Raw genomic sequence first — 23,454 nt, 5'->3', positions numbered from 1 at the left:
TGTGGTTAAGGCAACATGACGCCGACATCCTTCAACTGGGGCTATGCCTGTATTAATCTGAGCCTTCAGGCCCGCAAGATCACCACCAACCGGGGTATGATCAAAAAGACCTTTGCCGAAAAAGGCCTGGCGTATGCCTCCGAACTGGCGCTGAAAAACGTGCAGGACTTACTCGTGATCGTTGATTGGAACATTGAGCACGGTTTTAAGCTGTTCCGCATTTCGTCCGACCTGTTTCCGTGGGCGTCAGAATACCGCATTGCCGAGCTGCCGGATTTTGCCGAAATTCGGGCTACGCTGGAAGAAATTGGCCGTCGGCCCATTCGCCTGACCACGCATCCGGGGCCGTTCAACCAATTGGCTGGTCAGGGCAATGTGTTGACCAATACGCTGAAGGACCTGGAATACCAGTCGGAATTGTTCGACCTGATGGGGCTTACCCCTTCCCACTGGAACAAAATCAACATTCACGTAGGCGGAACTTACGGCGATAAAACCGCCACGCTGGCGCGGTTTGCGCGCAATTTTAGCCTGCTTTCGGCCAACCTGCGCGCCCGGCTGACGGTGGAAAACGATGATCGGCCCAGCCTTTATACCGTGTCCGACCTGCTGACGGTATACGAAGCCGTCGGCATCCCGATTGTTTTTGATTATTTCCACCATTCGCTGAACCCCGGTTACCAGACCGAAGAAGAAGCGTTCCTGACGGCCTACGCCACCTGGGATGTCCGACCGGTTTTTCATTATTCGGATTCGCGCCAGCATTGGGAGGACCCCCGCGCCCGCCGGGAAGCCCACGCCGACTGGCTCTATTCGTCCGTCAATACCTACGGGAAAGAAGTGGATATCGTCTTCGAATCGAAAATGAAGGAACTCGCGGTCCTGCGGTTGCGGGGTGAAGACCCGGACCTGCCGCCCGCCGTTCAGAAGCTGATGAAGCAGCAGGCGGAGTGAAAGCGGAAGTCAAAACCGCCACCGCACCTGCACTTTCACCTCGCTCTTGTGCGGTTTGGTGATTTCGTCCAGATCGGAACCGACGGTTTCCTGTTTCCGGAAATCGGTGCGGCTCCAGCGCAACCAGACGTCCAGGTGCTTGTTTAAGGTATACTGAACCAGCAGGTAATTGCGGATGCCCCGGTTGGCGTAGGCCGGAATCGAAAACGTCGATAACACATCCCGCTCGTAAACGTACTGTCGGCTGTCGTAATCCGCGGTACTGAACCACGCCAGCCGCCCGCTGAGGGACAATCGCCCGAAATCCGCCGTGGCGTCCTGCACAATCGCTATTCCTCTGGAGGGCGAAAAACCGGTGTATCGAAAACCGCCCCACTGAATCCGGGTCCGGAACGACCACACGCGCGAAGGGTTGTATTCGGCGTTGAGCGCGTAGTTTTTCCGAACGGTTTTAACGGTTTGTTTGGTTTTGCTGAGCGCCGTCGGCAGGTTTTTTTCCTTGTGTTCTTCGTGGTAAATCCCGTAAACCGACCATTTTTTGGTGGGCGACCAGGTGGCTTGCAGCAGGTAATCGTACCCCTGCGACGGGTTATCGACCAGGTATTTCCACCACGGAAACCGGTAATAATCAACAAAAGTGCCCAGTGTCAGTTTGCGGTAAATCACGTAGCGTAAACCGGTATAAATGCCGCGCTCGTTGCTGTTGCGCGTGTTTTCGCCGAAAGCGTTGGCGTAAAAACTGTGGAAATTCCGGGCGTAATACCGCCCCAGAAAAGCCGCATCCAGGCGTTTGGTCAGGCTGGCAACGGCACCCCCAACGGCGCCGATTCCGCCACTGGACGAACGGGCCGCTTCCCCGAAAAGGTTGATATTCTGATAGATATAACTGCCGTGCAGACCCAGAACGGTATTTTGTTTTCCCGTAAATTCGTACCGATTGTAGGGCAAATCACGTTTTTGCAGGGTTTTGTCGAAAACCGTATGCAAAACCGTCGCGCCCAGTTGCAGCCGCTGGTCGGTATGGTAGAGCACATGCAGGCCCAGATTCTGTTCCCGCAAACTGGCGCGGTCGGCGAGTTCGGCAGTGGTTCGGTGGAGGCCGCTGGTTTGCAATGAACTGATTTTATCTTCCTGATTTTCAGTATCGATTACTACATTTCCATCGCGTCGGTTGCGGGCGGCCAGGAGGGTAATGTCCCAGTTTTTGCTAAGGGCATACGTCGCGGTCAATCCGCGCAGAAAACCGTATTCACTCAGGGAAGAATACGGACGTCCGCCCAGCGACGGTCGGCGAATGCCCGCGACGGTTTCGGTTCCTTTGCCCAGCGAAAAACCGGACGCCAACACCAGTCCCTGACCAATTTGCAGTTGGTAATCACCCAGCAGGACGTTCCGCCAGCGACCCCGGTTCTGGATCTGGGCGTGAAACGAAATGTAGTCGATCCCGTACTGATAACTCCCCGGTTTCCAGCGCAGCGGCTCGCCGGGGTCCTGTTCCAGCGTCAGACCGAAACTGAAGGCGCGCGGGCGGCTGTAGCGATACCGGACATACCATTGCTGCCGGCTGCCGTCGTAGCGCCGGGGCGAATTGCCATTTTTGTCGGGTTCGCCCGGAGTGAATCCTTTTTGCGGTTCCAGCACACGTTCGACGCGCAGGATCAGGTAATGATCGGTTGGGTTGCGGACCGAAAGGGTGCGGTTTTGGGCGTCGACGGTTACAAACGGGAGCAGTCGGCGGATGGTTGGCAGGTCGAAATCCGGGACGGCCTGGAGTTCATAAATCGACAGAAAAGGACCGAAGGTCGTGCGGTAGTTAAACAGGCTGTTGAGCTGGCGTTCGGTCAGCAGGTAGGTGGCCGAAAGTTCGTCGCGGGTGGCGGTGTTGAGGTCGAGCGGATTGGCGTAGAGTTGGTACAGATTCTCGGAAACCGCCTGGTAATCAATGCCCTCGGTCTGAACCGGAAATAGATTCTGGATGAATGCGCTGAGGTTGGTTTCCTGCCGGCGGTATTCCTGCGCAGCGGCCACCCGATTCATCAGCAAAAAACCGGTGAGTAGCCAAACCGTAGAAGTAGATTTCAATTCGTCGTCGCGGTGGGAGAGGCTGCACAGATACCGGACAGCCCGTTTCGGCCGAAAGTCCTTCTTTCAGAACTTAGACGACAAACACCCCGCGAAGACACACTGCGGGAGCGGTTTTGACGAAAACCGCTCCCGATTATTCTTTTTTGATTACTTCAAGTAAATCCTGCAAACTTTTCTGTTGCCGTTTGTTCACCTTCGGGTACTCGATTTTCAGGGTTTTCAGTTCTTCGACCAGAATTTTGGCCACAATCAGCCGCATGTTTTTCTTGTCGTCGGCCGGAATGACGTACCAGGGCGCTTTTTTGCTGGCGGTTGCGTTGATGGCGTCTTCGTAGGCCTGCATGTACTGGTTCCAGAAACCGCGTTCCACGACGTCCTGATCGTCGAATTTCCAGTTTTTCGACGGGTCTTCGATGCGGTCGATGAGCCGGTCGGCCTGTTCTTTTTTCGAGACGTTCAGGAAAAACTTCAACACCGGAAAACCGTTGCGGTTCAGGTATGTTTCGAAATTGCCGATGTCCTTGTAGCGTTGTTTCCAGACTTTGTCAAGGTCGGCGGTGCGTTCGTCGGGTAGACGCTGGGTTTTGGTCAGGATTTCGGGATGCACTTTCACCACCAACACCTCTTCGTAATAGGAGCGGTTGAAAATACCGATGGTGCCGCGTTCGGGCAGTTTGATGAGATTGCGCCAGAGAAAATCGTGATCGAGCTCCTGGTCGGTGGGCCGTTTGAACGAATGAACCCGCAAACCGAGCGGATTGACACCCGAAAAGACGTGCTGAATGGTGCTGTCTTTTCCGGCAGCATCCATGGCCTGAAAAATCGTAACCAAACCGTAGCGGTTGTGAGCGTACATTTTCTCCTGCAACTCGTTGAGTTCGGTGGTCAGGCTGGCGAGCAGGGTTTCGTAGTGCTCCTTGTTTTCGTAGAGATCGTCGATTTTGGTGGGGAAATCGGAAATGGAAAAGGAACCGTTTTCCGAAGAACCGGCAAAACGAAATCGTTCGGTTTTTAGATGCAGGGGCTCGTTTGTATTATTCAAGGTCTTTTGTGTTAGTTTACGGTTTTATGTACCCACGGACTGGTAGTTCGTGTTCAGTTTCAGGATGAAAGATCAGGTGTAAGTGTACCTGGATTTTCACGGACTGGCAGTCCGTGGTACTATAACGAACCGTCTTAAACCGGATTCTGTTCAGTAAAAACCGCTGGACTGGTTCATTCGTATGTAGGGAACTCGCTTTTGTTATACCTGTGTAAAACTTTCTGCTTCGTACTATGTTCAAATCATCGAATTTAAAACGCCTGACAACCTGGCTGATGGCTTTGCTGCCACTGGTTCCGCTGTTGTCATGCGGTCAGTCAAAACAACAATCATCCGATCGAAAATCCAAAGTTATGAATACGAACAACCCCGCAACAACGCCCGCAGGAGCCGAAAAAGCAACCTTCGGTACCGGCTGCTTCTGGTGTACGGAAGCCATGTTTGAATCACTGGACGGCGTTTATGATGCCGTTTCGGGCTACGAAGGTGGCACCAAGACCAATCCGACGTACAAGGAAGTCTGTACCGGAAATACCGGCCACGCGGAATGCGTTGAAGTTACTTATGATCCGAAGAAAGTTACGTATGCCGAGCTGTTGCAAGCCTTTTTCCGGAGCCACGACCCGACCTCGCTGAACCGCCAGGGTGCCGACGTCGGAACGCAATACCGCTCGGTGATTTTTTACCACAACGACGCGCAGAAACAACTGGCCGAAACCGTGAAGAAAGAACTGAATGCGTCCGGTGCGTACGACAAACCGATCGTAACGGAAATCAGCCCGGCGTCGACGTTCTACGAAGCCGAAGCGTATCACCAGAGCTACTTCGCCAACAACCCCGAACAAGGCTATTGTTCGTTTGTGATTGCGCCGAAACTGGACAAATTCCGCAAGGTGTTCAAAGACAAGCTTAAAAGCAGCGACAAGGTGACGTCAAGTCACGAATAAAAAATAGTTCAAAAAAGGCCCCGAAAGGGGCTTTTTTCGTTATTCAACAGCTTATACGATCACCTGATACGGGCAGTATTGCGGAAGATGCGTTACGACCAGCGCCGGAAACTCCTGTTGAAGGTAAGTCGCCAGATTCCGGGCACCCCATTCCTCCGTGACGCCATGATTGACGGTAATCGTCGGGAAATCGAGTTCCTGGGCATGAACTCCCATCCGCACATGATTGTAATAGTCCTCCGTGATGATACCGACCTCCGCACCCAGCTCCCGAAGTTTGACAATGTTGGTCGTGACACCGGTGCCCGTTCCGATTCTGGTAATCACCCGTTCCGTGTCGCCGGAAACCAGTACGCCGTTTTGCCGGAGCGGTTTTATCTGTTTCAGGATGTGTCGGGCGAGGTCGCCGATGGTAAGAGGGGCTACCTTGGTTACATAAAAAGGGTACGCATCCGCGATGATGTTAGTACCGATATGCAGCGCTTTCTGCCAGCTCGCGCGCATGCCCAATCCCGGAAAGCTGTCCCAGAAGTCGTGGCAGCGATAGACCACGAGCCCCGCTTTCCGAATTAGTTCGAACTTAGGCATCTCCGTTGGCAGGGCAAACTCGATTTCGGGCTTCATCGAACTGTTATCCGCCTGAACACAAATCGACTCGTGGGAAATGAGTAAATCCGCCCCTATTGAAATGGCTTTCTGAACCGCATCAAGGCTGGCTTTCCAGGCTACCGCTACCTTGCGAACGGGCCGGGCCGGATCTCCCGCCTTGAACGTGTCCGTTGTTTTGTCCCAGTTTACCCGCCCGGCGGTATCCGTCTTTTTAAAATGATTGGCAATATCCGTACAGGTCAGGGGCCCATTTTTTGGAGCATGGGGGGCGGCTTCCGCCCGAAAGGGGAGAACCGCAGACAGCGTTGCTCCGGAGCCCAACAGCAGAAACGCTCTTCTCGACAACTCATTTTCCATCACAGTTTTCATAGGACAAGCGGTTTTTGAGCGGATTTGAGAATGCCAGTTAACCTGGCTTTTATGAAAAGACGCGTTTTTGACGAAACATACTCTTTGCATACGCCAGATTGTTTCCACCGGTAAAATACACTACTTTGGAGAGGTGTATCCGCTCCGGTGGAGCCTTTGAATTAATCTGCAGGTTCGTATTTTGCAGTTACTTTCCTTTTATCTGTTTTTGCGAACGCTCACGCTGCCCCTATGATTACTGGTTCCAACGCGCATTTGCTATTGGTTGAAGACGAGCCCAAGGTTGCAACATTTATCCGAAAAGGGCTACAGACGCAGGCTTACACGGTCGATGTGGCGTTAACGGGGGAGGAGGGAAAAGCATTTTTTGCCAAAACTGCCTACGACCTGATTATTCTGGACGTAAATCTGCCCGACATCAGTGGTCTGGATCTGGCCGAGCACATTCGTCAGCAAAACCGCCGGGTACCGATTTTGATGTTGACAGCCCTGGACACCACGGCCGATAAATTGCTGGGATTTGAAGCGGGCGCCGACGATTACCTGGCCAAACCGTTCGATTTTCTGGAATTGCTGGCCCGGCTGAAAGCCCTGCTGCGTCGGGCCGGTACGACGGAAGACGTGGATCGGGTGCTGCGCGTGGCCGATCTCGAATTGGATCTGGACGAACGTGTGGCCCGGCGCCAGGGGCAGACCATCGACCTGACCGCCCGCGAATATGCCCTGCTGGAGTACCTGATGCGGAACGCCGGGCGGGTGGTGTCGCGGGTGGACATTGCCGAGCAGGTCTGGGACATCGGCTTTGACACGGGGACGAACGTAATTGATGTGTACGTTAGCTATTTACGTGCGAAAATCGACAAAGATTATCCCACCAAACTGATCCATACGCTGATCGGAATGGGGTATGTGCTGAAAGAAAAATGAGCCTTCAAAACCGCCTGACCCTCTTATCGACCGCCATCGTTTCCGTTTTGCTGGCCCTGTTCTGCCTGTTTTTGTACCTGGTAGCGGAACAGTACCGGAAAAAAGAATTTCTGAACCGGCTGCGGGCCGAAGCGATCACGGCGGGGCATCTGCTGGTGGGCCGGGAAAAGCTGGGGCCGACGCTTTATAAATTGATCGATAAAAACCAGTTGACGGTTTTGCCGCAGGAAGAAATCATTATTTATAACGCGAATAATCAGTTGATTTACGAAAGCGGCACGGATTACCTGACCGTGACGCCGAAGATTCTGAGCCAGGTTCGGGAATTAAAAACGACCCAATGGCGGAATAAAAACCGGGAGGTCGTGGGAATTTTGTTCCGGGAAGGAACCGCCCCGTTCGTCATTTTTGCTTCGGCGGTCGACACCTACGGCGTGCGGACGATGGAAAATTTAGCCCGGCTGCTGGGCGGGGGCTGGTTCTTGATGACGGGTATTATGCTGGTGGCCGGCCGGTATTTTATGGGCCGCATTCTGGAACCCATCAGCCGGATCAATCACCGGATCGACGAGATTACGGCGTCGAACCTTTCGCTGCGACTGCCCGAAGGCGAAAATGCGGACGAGTTGACCCAACTGGCACAGCGGTTCAACCGGATGCTGAATCGGCTGGAAGAGGCTTTTCAACTGCAACGCTCGTTTGTGTCGCATGCTTCGCACGAACTTCGCACCCCGCTGACCGCCATTACCGGACAACTGGAAGTGTCGCTGCTGGCCGACGATGAACCCGATGAACTTCGCGCAACCCTCCGCTCGGTTCTGGATGACGTTCGGGGACTAAACCGCATGTCCAATGGGTTACTGGCGCTGGCCAGTGCCAGCATGGACTCGTCTGCCGTACCGATGGGGCCCGTGCAGATCGATGCGTTGCTGGAGAAGGTTCAGCAGGACGTTCAGCGACTGCAACCCGATTATACGGTTCACCTGCACATCGATGTCGGAAATATGGCGCCGACCGACTGGCAACTGACGGGCAGTGAACCGCTGCTGCGGACGGCTTTTTTCAATTTGCTGGATAATGGCGGGAAATTTTCGACCAATCACACGGTTACGGTTACGTTGTCGACACTGGGTAAATCGGTGGAAATCCGGGTTCATAATACCGGTTCCGTTATTCCGGCCGACCAGCTATCGGCCATTTTTGTCCCCTTTCAGCGGGGGCGTAATGCCAGCGGATTGCCGGGTTACGGAATCGGGCTTCCCCTGACGGACCGGATCGTCCGGCTGCACCGGGGCCAGCTTCAGGTCGAGTCTTCGGACGAATCCGGCACAACTTTTAGGGTTTCGCTCCCCCGCTAACTGCATTTCTAACCGCGTTCTAATGCCGCTCTAACACGAGCTTAACACCGGCTTTTCATCTTTGTAGTACCAATCGGAACGTCGATTCCCGGTGAATCTGAACTTGTACGGTTGCGTAGTTTAAACAGATAAAAAGCCATGAAAACATACATTTTTGCTCTTGCTCTCAGTGGATTAACGGTTTTGACGGTGGCGGCTCAGGATGACGTCAAATCCCGGAAGGATGTCACCTATTCGACGCATAATTACAAACACCCCAACAAGGCGGCTGCCGCCCGGAAATGGGCCGACCAGAAAGGAACCGGCATCACCACGCCCGGTTTCGACAACAAAACCGTAGCCAATTACAAGCAGCCGGTTCCCAACCCGGAGCCGGTTGACGGATTGCTCGTGCCGCATACCGCTGAGGAAAATCTGGCTGACCGGAATTATAAAATTCAACGTTTGAATGTGGCGGCTCCGACTGCCACACCAACGGAAGTGGCGGGTGATGTACGGCCAAAGAACCTTCCAGCCGAAAACGACTAACCCGAACCCAGCTGCCTGTCAGCCTGGCGGTTTGTAGCCTTTCCGTTAGGCTGACCAAGGCGGTTTTCTGTTTCAAGATGTAAAAACTTCACTTATTTGCCAATTGTCCAGGAGTCGTTCAGCTTGTTGAAGACTCCGTTTCGAAGTGGAAAACCTTCCGGTTTTAGCGCAGATTGCCCAGGCGGCATGGCGCTAAAATCAGAAGGTTTTCTTTTTGTTGATCAGAGCAGAATCTGGCTATGCTTTTGGGCCATTATCACCGCCGGTTTTTATCCCAATACGTTTAAATTTGCCCGTATTGTTCATGAAGTAAAGCGTTCAATCCAGGTATTCCGCCCGGCTTGCGGCAGATTAGTAACGTGGAGTCGGTCGTAGGCGAGGGAACCAGATTGTCATTCGGTTGCCGGTTTACGTAAAGTTCATTTTAGTGCGTTTGCGTAGAACTAATGACGTTTTGAACATGATTTCTTTATATTAGGGTTGAATTACGAGCCGTCTCCCTAAAATATGACTAATAATTCGATTACACTGCTTGAAAAGCACTTCGGACGCGTAGGTTGCGCGTTGTTGACCTGGGTTCGACGAGTGAGGGGAGTGGTGGTAAAAGAGCGTCGGGTGGACCAACCTTGCCGGAAAATTGTTTTTGTAAAATTCATTGAACAGGGTGCGCTGGTTCTTCACCAGAATACCTTCCGGGAAGCCGCCGATACCTATGGCGCGGCAAACGTTTATCTCTGTACGTTTGCGGCCAGTGCCCAATTGATCGATATTCTAAATGTTGTACCCCGCGAAAACCGGATTACCATTAACGAGAAAAGTCTGTGGTTATTTACCAAAGGGTTTGTGCAGGCCCTGATCCGGATTCGAAAGCAAAACATCGACACCGTCATCGATCTGGAGTTCTTTTCGTGCGCTACTGCCATTTTCTGCTACTTAACCGGTGCGACCAAACGGGCTGGTTACCACCGGTTTAAGGGCGCACAAAATTACCGGGGCGACCTGTTTACCCACCGGCTCAGTTATTCGCATTATGTTCACGTAACGGCCAGTAGCTGGTGTTTGCTGAAAAGCTTGGAACGACCGGTGGCAAGTTTGCCGGCTTTGGATGTTCCGGTCAGTACGCGGCAGACCGAAATCAGTTTTACGCCGAATCAGCAGGATTTGACACGATTCAGGACGTTGCTGGGCGAAGATGCCGAAAATCCGGCGCCAATCCTGATTGTCAATCCGAGTTTGAATGACGTGTTGCCGCTGCGCAAATGGCCCGCCGAAAACTTTGCCGCCTTTGTCAAAAAATTCCGGGAGCGGTTTCCGGAGCATGTGCTGGTTTTTACCGGCCGGGGCGATGAGCGCGAAAAAACCGATCGGTTTATTCACGAGTTAGGCGAGCCGCAAGCGATCAATTTGTGCGGAAAAACGGAGCTGAGGGACATTCTGACGCTGTATAGCCGCGCCCGGTTGCTGGTAACGACCGACAGCGGCCCCGCGCACTTTGCCGCCATGACTCCCGTGCATACGGTCGTGTTGTTCGGTCCGGAAACCCCGGCGCTGTATGCCCCCCTGTCGGAACGGACGCACGTTATGTACAACGCGTTGCCGTGCAGCCCCTGCTATAACGTCTACAACAACCGCGTGTCGACCTGCCCGCGCAACCTCTGCATGCAAACCATTTCGGTCGATCAGGTGATGCAAACCGCCACGAAGATTCTTGAGAAAGAACCGGAACCGGTTGAACGGTCCTGGAGTCATTCGCGGGAATGACTCCAATACCGATAGCTTACTTTTTTTTCCGAACGTAGACATTGTTGCTGATCGACTCCAGCCGCACGTCCGGCCCCCCGCCGTTGACGGTTCCTTCCAGCAAATAGCCCACGATCGGGTTCTGCTGTTTTTTGTTTTTGAAATCGATCGTTAAATCGGAATACACTTCGCCGGTGACGGTTTTCATCGACAGATTGGCTCCCTTGGTGCCGAGCCAGTTGAGGTCCACAAAACCGCTGATGGATTTGGCAAACACATCCTCACTGGCGCCCTCGATGTCGATGTTGCCGTTGATGGATTCGACGCGCAGTTTGGCTTTACGGGGCAGAAAAACCTGGTAGTTGATCGTGCTGCATACGTAGGTATTCGTTCCGTTGTAGTCGGTGCGCCAGACCGATTTTTTGTCGCCGGGACAATCTTCGGCCCGCCCTTGTTTGATCAACTCCCGGTCGAAGTCGGTTTTGAGTTTGATTTCACTGGGCGTCGATCCCGATTCCACCAGCAGCGCGTCGTTTAGCCGCCCGCCGTTGATGGTGACCGCAATCCGAACGGACACCTCCGCTTTGTCCCAATACCGGATCTGGATGCTGTCGGCAAATCTCAGGTTCAGATTAACGAGTTGATCCGGGGTGAACGGAAATTTTTTGTCAATGATTTTCTGGGCAAAGACGGGGCTGAAGACCAAAACCGTCAGGAGCAAAAAGAGAAGTTTTTTCACCGTCGTAGAAACGCGTTAAAACGCGTTTGTTTTTGGTTTAACGCGTTTATTTCTGCTTGCGGATGTAGATGTTGCTGCTGATGGTGTTGAGCTGCATTTCAACTCCGCCACCATTCGCCGTGCCCTCGATGTGGTTGCCACCGCCGACCCGGGCCATGCCGTCTTTGGAGCTTTTCAGGCCGAGATCAAAATCGGTATACATCTCGCCGTTGATCGATCGCAGCTTCATATTGGCTTTCGTACTGGCCGGTAGCGTGATGTCGACGGCTCCCGAAATGGTCGTGATCGAGGTCGGTTTTTCCTGACTCAGATTCGTGAACGTGATATTTACTTCGCCGTTGGTGGTGTTGGCCACCACGGGGCCGGTCACGCTTTTGAGCGTAATCGGCGAGTTGGTGGTACGGACTTCCAGATCACCGTCTACGTTACTGATCGTGACGGTGCCATTCCGCCAGTTGACCTGCCGGAACAGAATCGACACTTTTTTCGGAACCCGGATCGTGTAGTCGATGTCTTTACGGGTCGCTTTTTCGATTTTCAGGCCATTATTTTCCGGCGTTACGGCCAGACCGATCCCGGAATTATCCACCGCCGAATAATACAGCGGTTTGAGTCCTTTGGCGCGTTCCGGTGGTGCATCCAGGCCCGACGACGCCCGAATGATGACTTCATCTCCGTCGTACCCTTCAATTTTATATTCCCCGGCGTCCATTTCGATGACCACTTTCCGGTCTTTGGCATTGGCTAATTTCGCCTTATACTCCTGGGCATTGGCATTCAAAAGGCACGATAAAGCCGTGACAATCAGCAGAGCGATTTTTCTCATTGGTTTGGTCTTGAAAAAGTGGAAAACGACAGTTAATTAGTAGTGTGTTTACTGTTTATCGATTCTGTAATAAGCCACAATAGGTTTATTATCATTGATTTATCTATGTCAATCACAAAATCGCTTATGAAGCTGAGCGGTTTTGCGTCTGCGTCAGGCGGTTGAGCCCTTCTTCCGCTTTCAGCCGGACGGCTTCCAGAATCTGGCGGTTTCGGGCCAGGCGCTGCATTTCGTCGATGGCCCGTTTTTCCTGAATGGAAACCAGCGTTTCGATGAGCATGATCTGGAGATACGGATCCGTCTGAATCTTCAGCGATTGGATCAGCGCTTCCCGTACACCCGCTTCGTCCGACAGCCGCGTCAGCGCCTGACAGGCTGCCAGCCGAACGTTGACGTTGTCGTCAAAATTCAGCGTATTGATGAGCAGTTGCGTGATGTCCTGATTGGCTTCCGGCAGCTCGTAACTCTGATTAACCGCCTGAATCCGCTCGCTGGCCGATGTCTGGGTCGACTGATCGAACTCCAGCACCTTTTTGATTGCCAGCGCCGATGACGTTTCGTTCGAATTGACCGGATCCGAAAACCGGTTGCTGTAATACAGTCCCCCGATAAAACCGCCCGCCAGCAGGGCCACGCTGGCCGCAATCCGCAGGCTCCAGGTCATCAGGCTGCGAATCCGGCCTTCCGAGCCCAATCGATCGGTCCATTGGTTGGTAACCGTCAGTGACGGCTGTTCGGCCCGGGTTTCCGCATAGTAGCGAAATGGCCCGGCCTGGCTCTCCAGATGAGCGGGAACCGACGGACCCCGGAAAAAATCCCGTAACTGTTTTTCTTCATCCAGCGAACTTTCTCCGGCGTAATATTTCTCCAGCAGCTTTTCAATATCCTGCTTCATAATCGTTGGTTTTCAGGTAACTGTCCCGGACACGTTGCCGGGCTCTCGAAAGAATCACCCGGATGTTGTTGACGGTTAACCCCGTTACTTCTTCAATTTCTTCAAACGAATATTCCTCCACATCGCGCAGATGGAGCACCAGTTTTTGCGGTTCCGGCAGCTCGCCGATAATCCGGCGCAAGACGCTGGCTGTGTCTGACAATTCGGTCTGCTGGTAGGGCGAAACCCCGGCGGCCTGAACGGCAGTCAGGTCGGCATTGTCTTCGGTAGTTCGGTTGGCGTGCGATTTCAACTTATCCAGACACAGGTTCCGGGTCATTTGAACCGCCAGTGCTTCCACGCTTTGGTACGTATCCAGCTGTTGTCGTTTCGTCCACAATTTCATCAAAACCTCCTGCAACGTATCCTCCGCTTCTTCGCGATTGCGCAGAAACAATTTGGCCACGCGAAAAAGCCGGCCCTGAACGGGGAGTACTTTCTGTTTGAAGGCTTGTAAATCCATTTCAATCACAAAGACGACTGGGACCGCCATTCATTACAGCGGTTTTTCAAAATTTCTGATTTTTTATCACCGACGGATGCCGGGTCGGTTAACAAGGGTGCGGTTTTGACGTGAAACCGGTCGGGTGCATCGGTCAACTAGAAATAATCCTGTCGAATAATTACCTTTCCGCAGCCTTTAAATTCGTGTTATTACATGTAATAGGGTATGGGCATACGTAGAACTACTTGGTACCGAAAATGAAATAAGGGTTACTACTACGAAAATTTAAGGGAATTCTACCCGATTTTACTAGAAATAAGAACAACTGACCGTTCACCACTTGTAAGAAGTGAATAAACTCCCTTATTTTGGCTCAAGTTTCACATCTAACTCATTCATACTAATGAAAAAATTACTCTCCTCAATTCTCGTAATGACCCTGCTGCTGGTAGGGACTAAGTCGTTCGCTCAATATCAACAAGGTGATAAATTGCTCAATGCCGGTATTGGTTTGTCCAGCTACTACGGTGGTGGTCTGCCAATCGGGGCTTCGTTTGAAGTGGGCGTTACCGACGAAATCAGCGTGGGTGCTCAGCTTGACTTTTACACCTGGGGTTACAACTACGGTGGTTACAAGTGGCGGTATACGTTTCTCCCGATTGCGGTTCGCGGTTCTTACCACGTTAACGAATTGCTGAACCTGAACAATGATAAATTAGACTTGTATGGTGGCCTGGCATTAGGCTACTACATCTCGAAATACAGCGACAATTCAGGCTACACCGGTTTCTACGACAACTCGTATGGCAACCGGGTTCTGTTTGGTCTGCACATTGGTGGCCGTTACTACTTCAAACCGAACGTCGGTGCTTTTGCCGAAGTTGGTTACGGGGTATCAGCCCTGAAATTGGGGGTTACCTTCAAGTTCTAAGATATCCGGTTTTAAAGAAAAAGCCGTCAGGAGCAATCTCCTGACGGCTTTTTCTTTAAAACCGGATGAGAATAAAGAGGAGAGACAAGAGAATAAAGACACTTTTGATTTGTCTCTTGTCTCACCTCTCTACTCTTTACTCTCTTTCAACCCCTTCACCCCCATATTCCAGAGCGTAAAGGCATAAATATCCGCCATTGTCTCGATGTTTTTCTTCGTATTGCTGGCACCGTGGCCGGAATTGGTTTCGATCCGGATCAGCGCCGGATTCGGGCCTTTGTATAATTCCTGCAAGGTGGCCGCATACTTGAACGAGTGCGCCGGAACCACGCGGTCGTCGTGGTCGGCGGTGGTGATCATCGTGGCCGGATAGTTGATTCCGGCCTTAATATTATGGATGGGTGAATACGCGTAAATCGCCTTGAACTCGTCGGCGTTGTCGCTGCTGCCGTAGTCCGATACCCAGCCCCAGCCGACCGTGAATTTATGAAACCGTAACATATCCATCACGCCCACCTGCGGAATGGCCACCCGAAACAGATCGGGCCGCTGGTTGATGACGGCTCCCACCAGCAAACCGCCATTGGAACCGCCCCGCAAGGCCAGTTTCTGCGGAGAGGTGTATTTCCGGGCAATCAGGTATTCCGCAGCCGCAATGCAGTCGTCGAACACATTCTGTTTTTTCAGCTTCATGCCCTGTTCGTGCCAGGTTTCGCCGTATTCACTGCCGCCCCGCAGGTTCACGGAAGCATAAATTCCGCCCTGTTCCAGAAACGGAATCAGCAGCGCACTGAAACCGGGTGTCAGGCTGACGTTGAAACCGCCATACCCGTATAACATCGTCGGATTGGTTCCGTCCAATTTCAGGCCTTTGTGATACGTCAGGAACATCGGCACGCGGGTACCGTCCTTGCTCTTGAAAAACACCTGTTTGGTTTCGTAATCCGTCGGTTTAAAATCGACTTCCGGTGCGCGGAAAAGCGTCGTTTTTTTCGTTGCAATGTCGTAGCGGTAAATCGTTGGCGGAAAAGTGAACGAGGTAAACGTATAGAACACGAACTGGTCGTCTTTTTCGCCCCCAAAACCGCCTACGGTACCCAAACCGGGCAACTGAACTTCATTTTCGAGTTTCCCGGCCAGATCATACACGTAAATCCGGGAGGTAACATCCTTCAGGTAGTTCACGAACAACTTACCACCAGCCGTATTGGCGTGGTCCAGTTTCTCCGGTTTTTCGCCCACGAAGTCAGTCATCGCACCGGTTTTCGGATCGACCTTCGACACCTTATAGTTGGGTGCGCCGTTGTTGTGGTAAGCCAGCAACTGATCGCCCACGTTGTCGATTACCGTATAGTTATATTTGAATCCTTCGAAAAGGCGTTTGAACGATTTGTCACCGGATTGGGCGTCTTTGTACCAGATTTCGGAGCCGTCGGTGCCTTCGGAAATGTTCAGAATTAAAAACCGCTCGTCTTCGGTCGTCTGTGAAAAGAAATACCGCAACGGATGGGTTTTGTCTTCATAAATCAGTTCATCGGCCGACTGCGCGGTTCCCCGCCGATGGAAATACACTTTCATGAATTCATTTTTGGACGACAATTCCTGTCCGGCCGCCGGTTTGTCGTAGCGGCTGTAGTAAAAACCATCGCCCTGCCAGGCCGCGCCCGTAAATTTCACCCATTCGAGTTTGTCGGGCAGCGACTTCAGCGTCTGCATGTCCATCACGTAAATTTCCTGCCAGTCGGAACCGGCTTTCGACAGGGCGTATGCGGCATACCGCCCGTCTTTCGACAGGTTGAAGCTCGTCAACCGCGTGGTGCCGTCGGCGGCCAACTTGTTGGGATCGATCACCACTTCGGGCGCGCCGTTGAGTCCTTTTTGGCGGTATAAAACCGACTGGTTCTGCAGGCCATCGTTTTTGTAAAAATAAAACCAGTCACCTTTGCGCCCCGGCGCCGAATAGCGCGGGTAGTTGATGATCTGTTCGAGCCGTTTTTCGAGTTGTTTCCGATACGGAATCTGTTCCAGGTACCCGAACGTGACGGCATTTTGGGCTTTCACCCAGGCCCCGGTTTCGGCCGAGCGGTCGTCTTCGAGCCAGCGGTACGGATCGGCCACTTTGGTGCCGTGGTACTCGTCGGTCTGGTCCGTTTTGCGGGTTTGCGGGTAGTTGAATGAACCGGAAGAGGGATTGGATTGGGCCGTGGCCCCGGAAATTTCAAGCATACAGCACAGACCAAAAAGGATGGATTTAAACTTCATACGTATCGAATAGGTTAAGTAAAAAACCGGGTAATAAAGTTCAGCATGTGGCAAACCGTACACCAAAATACGATTTGGGAATAAGTTAACCAATTAGGTGACTGGACTCGCCGATGAGTGGTCTTAAGAGATGAGTATATCCAGATAGGTTTCTACTTAGTGGGTTGTTCCTGCAAACCGGGAACGGAAAGAGGAGCCGCGAAAGGCAAAAACCGGTATATTAGAACCCGCTAAAACGTATTCCGGCCAGTTTATACCTTACACCAAACGATAATCTATGCCAAAAAATTTACTTTCATTGTATGTGCTGATCGGGTTTCTGCTGCTGGGTATGACCAACTTACAGGCACAGGTCGTTATTTCGTGGCCGCAAAATGGCCTGGTTTTTCAGCGTGGGCAGGACAATAAAGCGAGCGTCAAGTTCATTGTCACGGCCACCGATGGGCAGGCGATTTCGTCCCTGCAACTGCTGTTTTACAAGTATTCGCTGGCCGGAGGAACACAGGGGCCGCTCGATCCGGCAACCGGAAATGCGCAAAGCTGGACAACCGTACCGGTTTCGAACGCGGGCACGTGTCAGGTAACGGCTCAGGTCAGTATGGCCGGTGGCATGTACAAGGTTCGGGCAAAGGACAGCAACGGGCGGGAAACCGCCGATTTTGACGTGGGCGTTGGGGAGGTTTTCGCCATTGCCGGTCAATCGAACGCTTCCGGAATTATTAATCCCAACAGCCCGGCCTACGAAACCGGTAATGCCACTTTCGTGCGGTTTTTCAACGAAAAAGACCAGAGCAATAATTTACAGGGATTTGAGGAAAATGACCCGGGAAAATGTTCGGGCTGTCCGCTCAGTACGGTTTCGTTTCAATGGTATTGGGGCGGTTTGGGCAATAAGCTGATCCAGACGCTGAATGTTCCGGTGGCGTTTTACCAGAACGGTTTTTCATCGACCAGCGTGGTGGAATGGCGCAACAGCAGCCAGAACCGGAATACGCCGTTCAGTGACGGTCGGCCCCGGTTTTTGAACGGTTTTCCGTACCGAAATCTAAAGAATTTTCTGACCGGTCGGGCGCGGCAAACCGGTTTACGGGCCATTCTGTGGCACCAGGGCGAGAACGACCGGCGCGACGATGTAACGACGCCGAATGGCTCCCCAACGAACTCGACCGGCAGCTTTCCGCGGGCCATGCGGTATTACGACGTGCGGACCAATTCGGTGAACACCTCGGAGAACGACGGCGATGTATTGAACGAACTGATCGGGCAAACCCGTACGGATCTGGGGGGCGATGTGCCGTGGGTGGTTGCCCAGGCCAGCCATCTTCGCAGCATAGCTGATCCGCTGGTTCGGGAAGGGCAGGTTAAAACGATCGGGTATGCGAGCCACCAGAACACCAATCCTTCGGCGGCCCCCAAAGCATACGGCGATCCGTTTGTTTCGCCGTATGGCCGCGCCAATATTTACACCGGGCCGAATACCGATCAATTTGGCGATTCGTACCGGAATCCGGACCCGGATAAAACCCACTTCAATACGGCGGGCCAGATTGCGGTGGCTGAGGAATGGAATAAGGCCCTGACGAATGCGTATAACGGGCAGAATTTTTTCAATGTTTCAGCCCCCGTGCTCAGCAAAGGCGAAACAACCGGTGTACCCACCAATGTCAATTGCAATACGACCACTCCGCCGGTTGTTACCGGAAACTTCGACGGCTATCTCTACGGGGCTGACTGTGAAACGTTCCGGGGCTGGGCCTGGGATGCCAATAAAGCCAATACACCCATTTCGGTGCAGATTTTAGACGGGGCCAACGTCATTGCAACCTTGACAGCGGATGAGTTCCGGCAGGATCTGGTCACGGCGGGCAAGGGCGACGGTCGGCATGCGTTCCGGTATTTCATTGACAGCAGCCTGAAAAATGGCGTCAAACACACGCTGTCGGCGCGGGTCACGGGCAGCAGTTTTGTCCTGAAAAGCGGTCCTAAAGTGATTGAATGCGCCGGAACCGGCACCCCGCCACCGGCCAATAATCCACCTCAACCGCCAGCCGTTTCACCCTTGTCGGCCCGGCAGGGCGTCGCGTATTCAACCACCTTACCGGTTTTCACCGATCCGGATGGCGAAACGCTGACCTACGGGTTGTCGACTCTCCCGGGCGGTTTGAATTTCAACGCCGGTAGCCGGGTTATCAGCGGGAATCCCAGCGTCAACGGATCGTTCTCCCTGACCTACACGGCCACCGACCCACGGGGCGGTACCGGAAGCACCACAGTTGCATTGACCATTCAGCCGCCGGTTAGCCAACCGCCGTCTTCAACGACCGTAACGGGCGATTTCGAAGGGTTTCTGGATAAAGTGGAATGCGGTACCATGCGGGGCTGGGTCTGGGATCGGACCAAACCCAACACGGCGATGAAGGTTGAATTCTTTGCCAACGGCGTTTCGATTGGCACGACGGACGCCAGCATTTACCGGCAGGATCTGAAAGATGCGGGCAAGGGCAACGGCGCACACGCCTATAGTTTTACGACGCCCAGCAGCCTGAAAAACAATGCCATATATCAGATCAGTGCTAAAATCCAGAACAGCAGTTACGTTCTGAAAGGTGCCCCCAAATCGTTGCAATGTCCGAGTTCGGCGGCCCGGCTTTCGGCGGGTGTCGACGACGGGAAATTGAGGGTAACGGTTTTGGGTAATCCGGTAAATGAAACCGTTGCGATTGAAATCCGGGGTGCCGAAGGTCAGTTCGTCAACGTGCAGCTCCTTGATCTGAATGGCCGCATCCTGACGGAACAGCAGGTAGAAGAAGCCGGAGCCGTCGAACAGCAGCAGTTGGCAGTCGGGCGTCAGCTGACCGGATTGTTGCTGTTGCGGGTAACGAGCGGTCAGCAAGCCGTTACAGTGAAGGTGTTGAAAGAGAAGTGAGACAGTAGACAAGAGAATTTAGACAAGAGAATTTAGACAAGAGAACTGCGACAAGACAAGGGAGAGATAGACACATGAGGGTTACCCTGTCTCAGCTCTCTTTTCTCAATTCTCTTGTCTTTCTCGACCTGATAATCACAAAATTTTCCGTGAAAAGTTGCGTAATAGTGTGGGAAACGGGTTAAAAACAGGAATTATTTGTCTGGTAATTGGGTGCTTCGACAAGTGTGTTTACCAGCACAATTTGCAGGTTACCGATCTATCAGCTAATTTACCATGATGTTTCCGTTTTCGGTGACAAATGAAACTAACCCGTATCTTGTTCCTGCTCATCTGGCTGGCTGCCTTTGCGTTGCCAGACACGTCAGGAGCCACGAAAGACCCGCTGGATCTATCCCTTCGGATTGATCACATTGGTGTTGATGATGGCCTGACGCAAGGTTCGGTGTATCATCTGCTGACCGATAGCCGGGGGTTTCTGTGGTTGGGAACCCAGGACGGGCTAAACCGGTATGACGGCACTCATTTCCGGCATTACCGCCCGAATCTGAACGATTCCACGGCATTGGTTGGCGTTAATGTCTCCGGAATCGTGGAGGATCGGAATGGCAATTTATGGGTCGGCACGGAATACGGCCTGAACTACTACGACCGGGCCACGGATCGCTTCACCTGCATTTATTCGTACTCGAAAGACAAAAAACCGCTCAAGAGCAAAACGATTCCATTCTATGCCAATGGGCAGGAAGTGCTCTATTACAGTGAGACGGAAGGGCTCGTTTCGCTGACAATCAAGACCTTGCAGAAGCTGGTTCTCGATCCGGGCGTCCGGCCCACGCACGAATACGATCAGCTTAACTCAACGGTTCGGACTCCGCTGGGCGATGTCTGGCTTCACGCGCCCACCGGTTTGATTCGGTATAATCTCTACGAACGCAAGGCGCATTATTATTTCAGTAATCATTCGCTGAACGAAGCCGGTCCGGCGATGGGCGTTTTTTCGTTCCATTGCGATACGGCGGGGATTGTCTGGCTCGGAACCGCAGCCGGTTTAATCCGGTTTGAGCCACAAACCAGTCGTTATCAGTTATTTACTCCGGACGGTGGTCGTTCTCTAACGTCGATTTACACCATTGCCGAAGACCACGACGGCCGGTTATGGCTCGGGACGCAACGCAGCGGCATCTGGCTTTTCGATAAATCCTCCACCCGGTTTCGCCAGGTGGGCGGTTTTACCAACAGCTCCCGGCATTTGTCCGACTACGAAATCTGTAAAATCTACATTGATCGACAGGGCATTATCTGGGCCAATACGGACCCCGACGGCCTGGCTCGCATTGTGCCGGGAACCACGTTCTTCGGCGGCATGGCGGTTTCCAAAAACGAACCCCACGTTAACAAAGACCCCACCACGCTCAGCCATTTTGTTGTACGCGGATTTCTGGAAACCTCGCCCACCGAATTGTGGATTGCCACAGAACGAAGCCTGGACGTACTGGATCGCCCCCGAAACCGGATCATCCGGCGCTACCTGACGCAGGCCAAACGCAGCGACCTGCCGTCCCGGACGCTCATCAAATGCCTGTATAAAGACCCGCAGGGCCGGATCTGGGTCGGCACGAACGGGGGCGTTTTTACCTATAATGAAGCGACGTCGACCTTCAGCAAAATTCCGCTGCCGGGCTCACCCAATAGCAAGGTAGTCGAAAACTTTGTCCGCCGATTGCTCGCCATCGACGACAATACGATGCTGGCGGCCACCGAAGACGGTCTTTTTCTGCTCGATGTTCGTCAGAAGAAGTTTACGTTGTTGCCAAGCATGGCCAACCATAATATTTTTAGTCTGGCCCGCGATCGTGCCGGACGTTACTGGGTTGGCACCTACTCGGCCGGTTTTTATTGCTTTGAACGACCGCCGATTGGCCGAAATACCCAGCCGCAGCGGGTTGTGAAAGGGCTGGATGGCTACACGGTTCTTTATTTTTATGAAGATCCGGTTCAGTCCATTACCTGGATGGCGACCGACAAAGGCCTGGCAGCTCTGGACAAAAAAACGGGCCATATCCGCATGTATGATCAGCAGCACGGACTGGCCAATCCGTTCGTCTACGGCATTTTGCCCGATCATCAGAACCGCTTGTGGATGAGCACCAACCGGGGGCTGGCCTTCTTCAACCCCACGACGAAAAAGTTCAAGAATTTCGACCTGTCCGACGGGTTGCAGGGATACGAATTCAACGGTAACGCGTACTTCCGGACGCAGGACGGCGAGTTGTTCTTTGGGGGCGTCAACGGCTTTAACCGGTTTTATCCGGAACAATTCCGGACGAGTTCGTACATGCCGGCGGTTCATATTCACAAAATGAGCGTCAACGAAGTGCCTTATCAATCAGAAGGTTACATTGGCGAAATGGCCCGGATCGAACTGCCTTACAATCAGAATACCGTCGCGCTCGAATTTACAGCCCTCGATTATTACAGCGATGGGCACAATCAGTATCAGTATCAATTGGTTGGTTATGACGAACAGTGGGTGCAGTCCGGGTCCGATACCTACGTGCGATACGCCAATTTGCCGCCGGGAACGTACACGTTCCGGGTCAAAGCCGCCAACAAAGACGGGCAGTGGAGCCCCAAAATCAAGCGACTGACGGTGGTTATTCAGCCGCCGTTCTGGCAGCGGGTCTGGTTTCTGGTGTTGCTGGGCGTACTGGTTGGTACGGTGGCACTCTACTGGCTCCGTCGGCGCGAAAACCGCATTCACCGGCAACACCAGCGGAACACGCGGCTGGCGGTTGAGTTGCAGGAACAGATCAAGAAAAACCTGGCCCGCGACCTGCACGATGAAATTGGTACCCAACTGGCCACGCTCAAATTGTACGTCGGCCGGCTGGTTGATCCGCCGGGCCATCCTGCCCGAACGGTTTCGCTCGGCGACCACGCCCGGCAACTCATCAGTGACATTATTGGCAACATCCGCAACCTGCTGCGCGAGCTGAGTCCGCGAACGCTCGAACAATACGGTTACGCGGCTGCCGTGGAAGAATTGCTTTCCCGCATCGACAAATCGACCCTCGAAACGCACTTCTGGGCCGACGAACTGCCGTCGCGGCTGGAGGCTGAAACGGAATTGATGCTGTACCGGATTACGCAGGAGCTACTGAACAATACCCTGAAACACGCCAACGCCCGGCAGGTCAGCATTCGCCTGGTGTATGAAGAACCGTTGCTGAAACTTTATTACAACGACGACGGGCAGGGTTTCGACTACCGGGAAGCCCGGCGCGGGCTCGGAATCGGCAACATCGAGTCGCGGGTAGCGTTGATCAACGGGAACATCGAATGGCAATCGGCTCCCGGAGAGGGCACCCGGGCCATTGTAATGCTGACGTTCCGATCGACCAACCGGTTTTTGTCGTTAAACCGCCTGGAACGGTCGTTTAAGAAAGTGACGGCTTTGTTTTGAGTGCGTCTCAACTTCAGTATGAAAAATCTACACATTAACGGCCGGGTCTGGCTGGAAGCACAGGAGCGGTTTTTCGGAATCGGACGAATGGAACTGCTGGAGCGGATTCAGCGTACGGGGTCCATCAACCAGGCGGCCAAAGAGATGAAGATGTCGTATAAACGCGCCTGGGATCTGGTTCAATCCATGAACAGCCAGGCTGATTCGCCTTTGGTCAGTACCCAAACCGGTGGGGAAAAGGGAGGGGGGGCCATCGTGACCGAAGAAGGACTTAAATTTCTGACGTATTACCGGGGACTTCAGGATCGCTTCCAGCAATTTCTGGCGCAGGAACTTCGGCATTTGCCCGCCTGATCAGGTACCAAT

The 23,454-nt window shown here is 53.0% G+C and carries 18 protein-coding genes; 10 read left to right on the top strand and 8 right to left on the bottom strand.

The genetic code is table 11. The annotated features are described in order from the left end of the window. Positions 1-15 precede the first annotated feature (15 nt). Positions 16-954, top strand: a complete 939-nt coding sequence (uvsE, locus tag EHT25_RS30325) for a UV DNA damage repair endonuclease UvsE (RefSeq protein WP_124879208.1) — start codon at positions 16-18, stop codon at positions 952-954. Between the two features lie 9 nt (positions 955-963). On the opposite strand, the gene EHT25_RS30320 is transcribed toward uvsE, so the two are convergent. Together EHT25_RS30320 and EHT25_RS30315 are read right to left on the bottom strand one after the other, a co-directional pair. After that, complete coding sequence (locus tag EHT25_RS30320) at positions 964-3,036, bottom strand: ComEA family DNA-binding protein (RefSeq protein ID WP_310588788.1); 2,073 nt, start codon at positions 3,034-3,036, stop codon at positions 964-966. A gap of 136 nt (positions 3,037-3,172) precedes the next feature. Next, positions 3,173-4,081 carry a polyphosphate kinase 2 family protein gene (locus EHT25_RS30315; RefSeq protein ID WP_262707862.1) on the bottom strand — a complete coding sequence of 303 codons (909 nt, stop codon included), beginning with the start codon at positions 4,079-4,081 and terminating at the stop codon, positions 3,173-3,175. A gap of 353 nt (positions 4,082-4,434) precedes the next feature. Here EHT25_RS30315 and msrA point away from each other — a divergent pair, with 353 nt between their 5' ends. After that, complete coding sequence (gene msrA, locus EHT25_RS30310) at positions 4,435-5,028, top strand: peptide-methionine (S)-S-oxide reductase MsrA (protein ID WP_124879207.1); 594 nt, start codon at positions 4,435-4,437, stop codon at positions 5,026-5,028. 51 nt (positions 5,029-5,079) lie between these two features. Here the strand turns inward: msrA and EHT25_RS30305 are convergent, their stop codons facing one another. Beyond that, entirely contained in the window at positions 5,080-6,006 is a 927-nt protein-coding gene (locus tag EHT25_RS30305) for a Nif3-like dinuclear metal center hexameric protein (RefSeq protein ID WP_185731542.1), read from the bottom strand. A gap of 231 nt (positions 6,007-6,237) precedes the next feature. Here EHT25_RS30305 and EHT25_RS30300 point away from each other — a divergent pair, with 231 nt between their 5' ends. The 4 genes from EHT25_RS30300 to EHT25_RS30285 all read left to right on the top strand — a co-directional run bounded on the left by EHT25_RS30300 (position 6,238) and on the right by EHT25_RS30285 (position 10,580). After that, positions 6,238-6,933 (top strand): response regulator transcription factor, encoded by a 696-nt coding sequence (locus EHT25_RS30300; RefSeq protein ID WP_124879205.1) that lies wholly within the window; start codon positions 6,238-6,240, stop codon positions 6,931-6,933. Further along, a complete protein-coding gene (locus EHT25_RS30295; protein ID WP_124879204.1) occupies positions 6,930-8,291 on the top strand; it encodes a HAMP domain-containing sensor histidine kinase in 1,362 nt (453 codons plus the stop codon). The genes EHT25_RS30300 and EHT25_RS30295 overlap by 4 nt, the downstream gene beginning before the upstream one ends. A 138-nt stretch (positions 8,292-8,429) precedes the next feature. After that, a complete protein-coding gene (locus EHT25_RS30290; protein WP_124879203.1) occupies positions 8,430-8,819 on the top strand; it encodes a hypothetical protein in 390 nt (129 codons plus the stop codon). A 507-nt stretch (positions 8,820-9,326) separates the two neighbouring features. Continuing rightward, positions 9,327-10,580: a glycosyltransferase family 9 protein gene (locus tag EHT25_RS30285; RefSeq protein WP_124879202.1), complete on the top strand. Its 1,254-nt coding sequence runs from the start codon at positions 9,327-9,329 to the stop codon at positions 10,578-10,580. A 16-nt stretch (positions 10,581-10,596) separates the two neighbouring features. On the opposite strand, the gene EHT25_RS30280 is transcribed toward EHT25_RS30285, so the two are convergent. From EHT25_RS30280 to EHT25_RS30265, 4 genes are all read right to left on the bottom strand, one after another. Next, entirely contained in the window at positions 10,597-11,298 is a 702-nt protein-coding gene (locus EHT25_RS30280) for a DUF4097 family beta strand repeat-containing protein (RefSeq protein WP_124879201.1), read from the bottom strand. A 46-nt stretch (positions 11,299-11,344) separates the two neighbouring features. Continuing rightward, the gene (locus EHT25_RS30275) at positions 11,345-12,124 is read right to left on the bottom strand and encodes a DUF4097 family beta strand repeat-containing protein (RefSeq protein WP_124879200.1); all 780 of its coding nucleotides are present in this window, start codon (positions 12,122-12,124) and stop codon (positions 11,345-11,347) included. Between the two features lie 124 nt (positions 12,125-12,248). Then, positions 12,249-13,019: a HEAT repeat domain-containing protein gene (locus EHT25_RS30270; protein WP_124879199.1), complete on the bottom strand. Its 771-nt coding sequence runs from the start codon at positions 13,017-13,019 to the stop codon at positions 12,249-12,251. Next, a complete protein-coding gene (locus tag EHT25_RS30265; RefSeq protein WP_229311852.1) occupies positions 13,003-13,551 on the bottom strand; it encodes a GFO_1088 family ECF-type sigma factor in 549 nt (182 codons plus the stop codon). The genes EHT25_RS30270 and EHT25_RS30265 overlap by 17 nt, the downstream gene beginning before the upstream one ends. A gap of 355 nt (positions 13,552-13,906) precedes the next feature. On the opposite strand from EHT25_RS30265, the gene EHT25_RS30260 reads away from it, so the two are divergent. After that, positions 13,907-14,434, top strand: a complete 528-nt coding sequence (locus EHT25_RS30260; RefSeq protein ID WP_124879198.1) for a hypothetical protein — start codon at positions 13,907-13,909, stop codon at positions 14,432-14,434. Positions 14,435-14,563: 129 nt separating this feature from the next. Here EHT25_RS30260 and EHT25_RS30255 read toward each other — a convergent pair whose 3' ends face one another. Further along, positions 14,564-16,660, bottom strand: coding sequence for a prolyl oligopeptidase family serine peptidase (locus EHT25_RS30255; protein WP_124879389.1), 2,097 nt, complete (start codon positions 16,658-16,660; stop codon positions 14,564-14,566). 313 nt (positions 16,661-16,973) lie between these two features. Here EHT25_RS30255 and EHT25_RS30250 point away from each other — a divergent pair, with 313 nt between their 5' ends. From EHT25_RS30250 to EHT25_RS30240, 3 genes are all read left to right on the top strand, one after another. Continuing rightward, complete coding sequence (locus EHT25_RS30250) at positions 16,974-19,622, top strand: putative Ig domain-containing protein (protein WP_124879197.1); 2,649 nt, start codon at positions 16,974-16,976, stop codon at positions 19,620-19,622. Positions 19,623-19,923: 301 nt separating this feature from the next. Next, complete coding sequence (locus EHT25_RS30245; RefSeq protein ID WP_124879196.1) at positions 19,924-23,088, top strand: ligand-binding sensor domain-containing protein; 3,165 nt, start codon at positions 19,924-19,926, stop codon at positions 23,086-23,088. A gap of 18 nt (positions 23,089-23,106) precedes the next feature. Continuing rightward, positions 23,107-23,442 (top strand): winged helix-turn-helix domain-containing protein, encoded by a 336-nt coding sequence (locus EHT25_RS30240; RefSeq protein WP_124879195.1) that lies wholly within the window; start codon positions 23,107-23,109, stop codon positions 23,440-23,442. The last annotated feature ends 12 nt before the right edge of the window (positions 23,443-23,454 follow it).

It is taken from the genome of Larkinella rosea (assembly GCF_003858635.1).
Classification (GTDB): domain Bacteria; phylum Bacteroidota; class Bacteroidia; order Cytophagales; family Spirosomataceae; genus Larkinella; species Larkinella rosea.
Note: the sequence above shows the minus strand (reverse complement) of the source record. Positions and strands in the feature narration are given on the sequence as shown.

Excerpts from the sequence above, each read along its gene's own strand:
- uvsE (WP_124879208.1), top strand. The coding sequence starts at position 16 with ATGACGCCGACATCCTTCAACTGGGGCTATGCCTGTATTAATCTGAGC.
- msrA (WP_124879207.1), top strand. The coding sequence starts at position 4,435 with ATGAATACGAACAACCCCGCAACAACGCCCGCAGGAGCCGAAAAAGCA.
- EHT25_RS30305 (WP_185731542.1), bottom strand. The coding sequence starts at position 6,006 with ATGAAAACTGTGATGGAAAATGAGTTGTCGAGAAGAGCGTTTCTGCTG.
- EHT25_RS30300 (WP_124879205.1), top strand. The coding sequence starts at position 6,238 with ATGATTACTGGTTCCAACGCGCATTTGCTATTGGTTGAAGACGAGCCC.
- EHT25_RS30295 (WP_124879204.1), top strand. The coding sequence starts at position 6,930 with ATGAGCCTTCAAAACCGCCTGACCCTCTTATCGACCGCCATCGTTTCC.
- EHT25_RS30290 (WP_124879203.1), top strand. The coding sequence starts at position 8,430 with ATGAAAACATACATTTTTGCTCTTGCTCTCAGTGGATTAACGGTTTTG.
- EHT25_RS30285 (WP_124879202.1), top strand. The coding sequence starts at position 9,327 with ATGACTAATAATTCGATTACACTGCTTGAAAAGCACTTCGGACGCGTA.
- EHT25_RS30275 (WP_124879200.1), bottom strand. The coding sequence starts at position 12,124 with ATGAGAAAAATCGCTCTGCTGATTGTCACGGCTTTATCGTGCCTTTTG.
- EHT25_RS30270 (WP_124879199.1), bottom strand. The coding sequence starts at position 13,019 with ATGAAGCAGGATATTGAAAAGCTGCTGGAGAAATATTACGCCGGAGAA.
- EHT25_RS30265 (WP_229311852.1), bottom strand. The coding sequence starts at position 13,551 with ATGGCGGTCCCAGTCGTCTTTGTGATTGAAATGGATTTACAAGCCTTC.
- EHT25_RS30260 (WP_124879198.1), top strand. The coding sequence starts at position 13,907 with ATGAAAAAATTACTCTCCTCAATTCTCGTAATGACCCTGCTGCTGGTA.
- EHT25_RS30255 (WP_124879389.1), bottom strand. The coding sequence starts at position 16,660 with ATGCTTGAAATTTCCGGGGCCACGGCCCAATCCAATCCCTCTTCCGGT.
- EHT25_RS30250 (WP_124879197.1), top strand. The coding sequence starts at position 16,974 with ATGCCAAAAAATTTACTTTCATTGTATGTGCTGATCGGGTTTCTGCTG.
- EHT25_RS30245 (WP_124879196.1), top strand. The coding sequence starts at position 19,924 with ATGAAACTAACCCGTATCTTGTTCCTGCTCATCTGGCTGGCTGCCTTT.
- EHT25_RS30240 (WP_124879195.1), top strand. The coding sequence starts at position 23,107 with ATGAAAAATCTACACATTAACGGCCGGGTCTGGCTGGAAGCACAGGAG.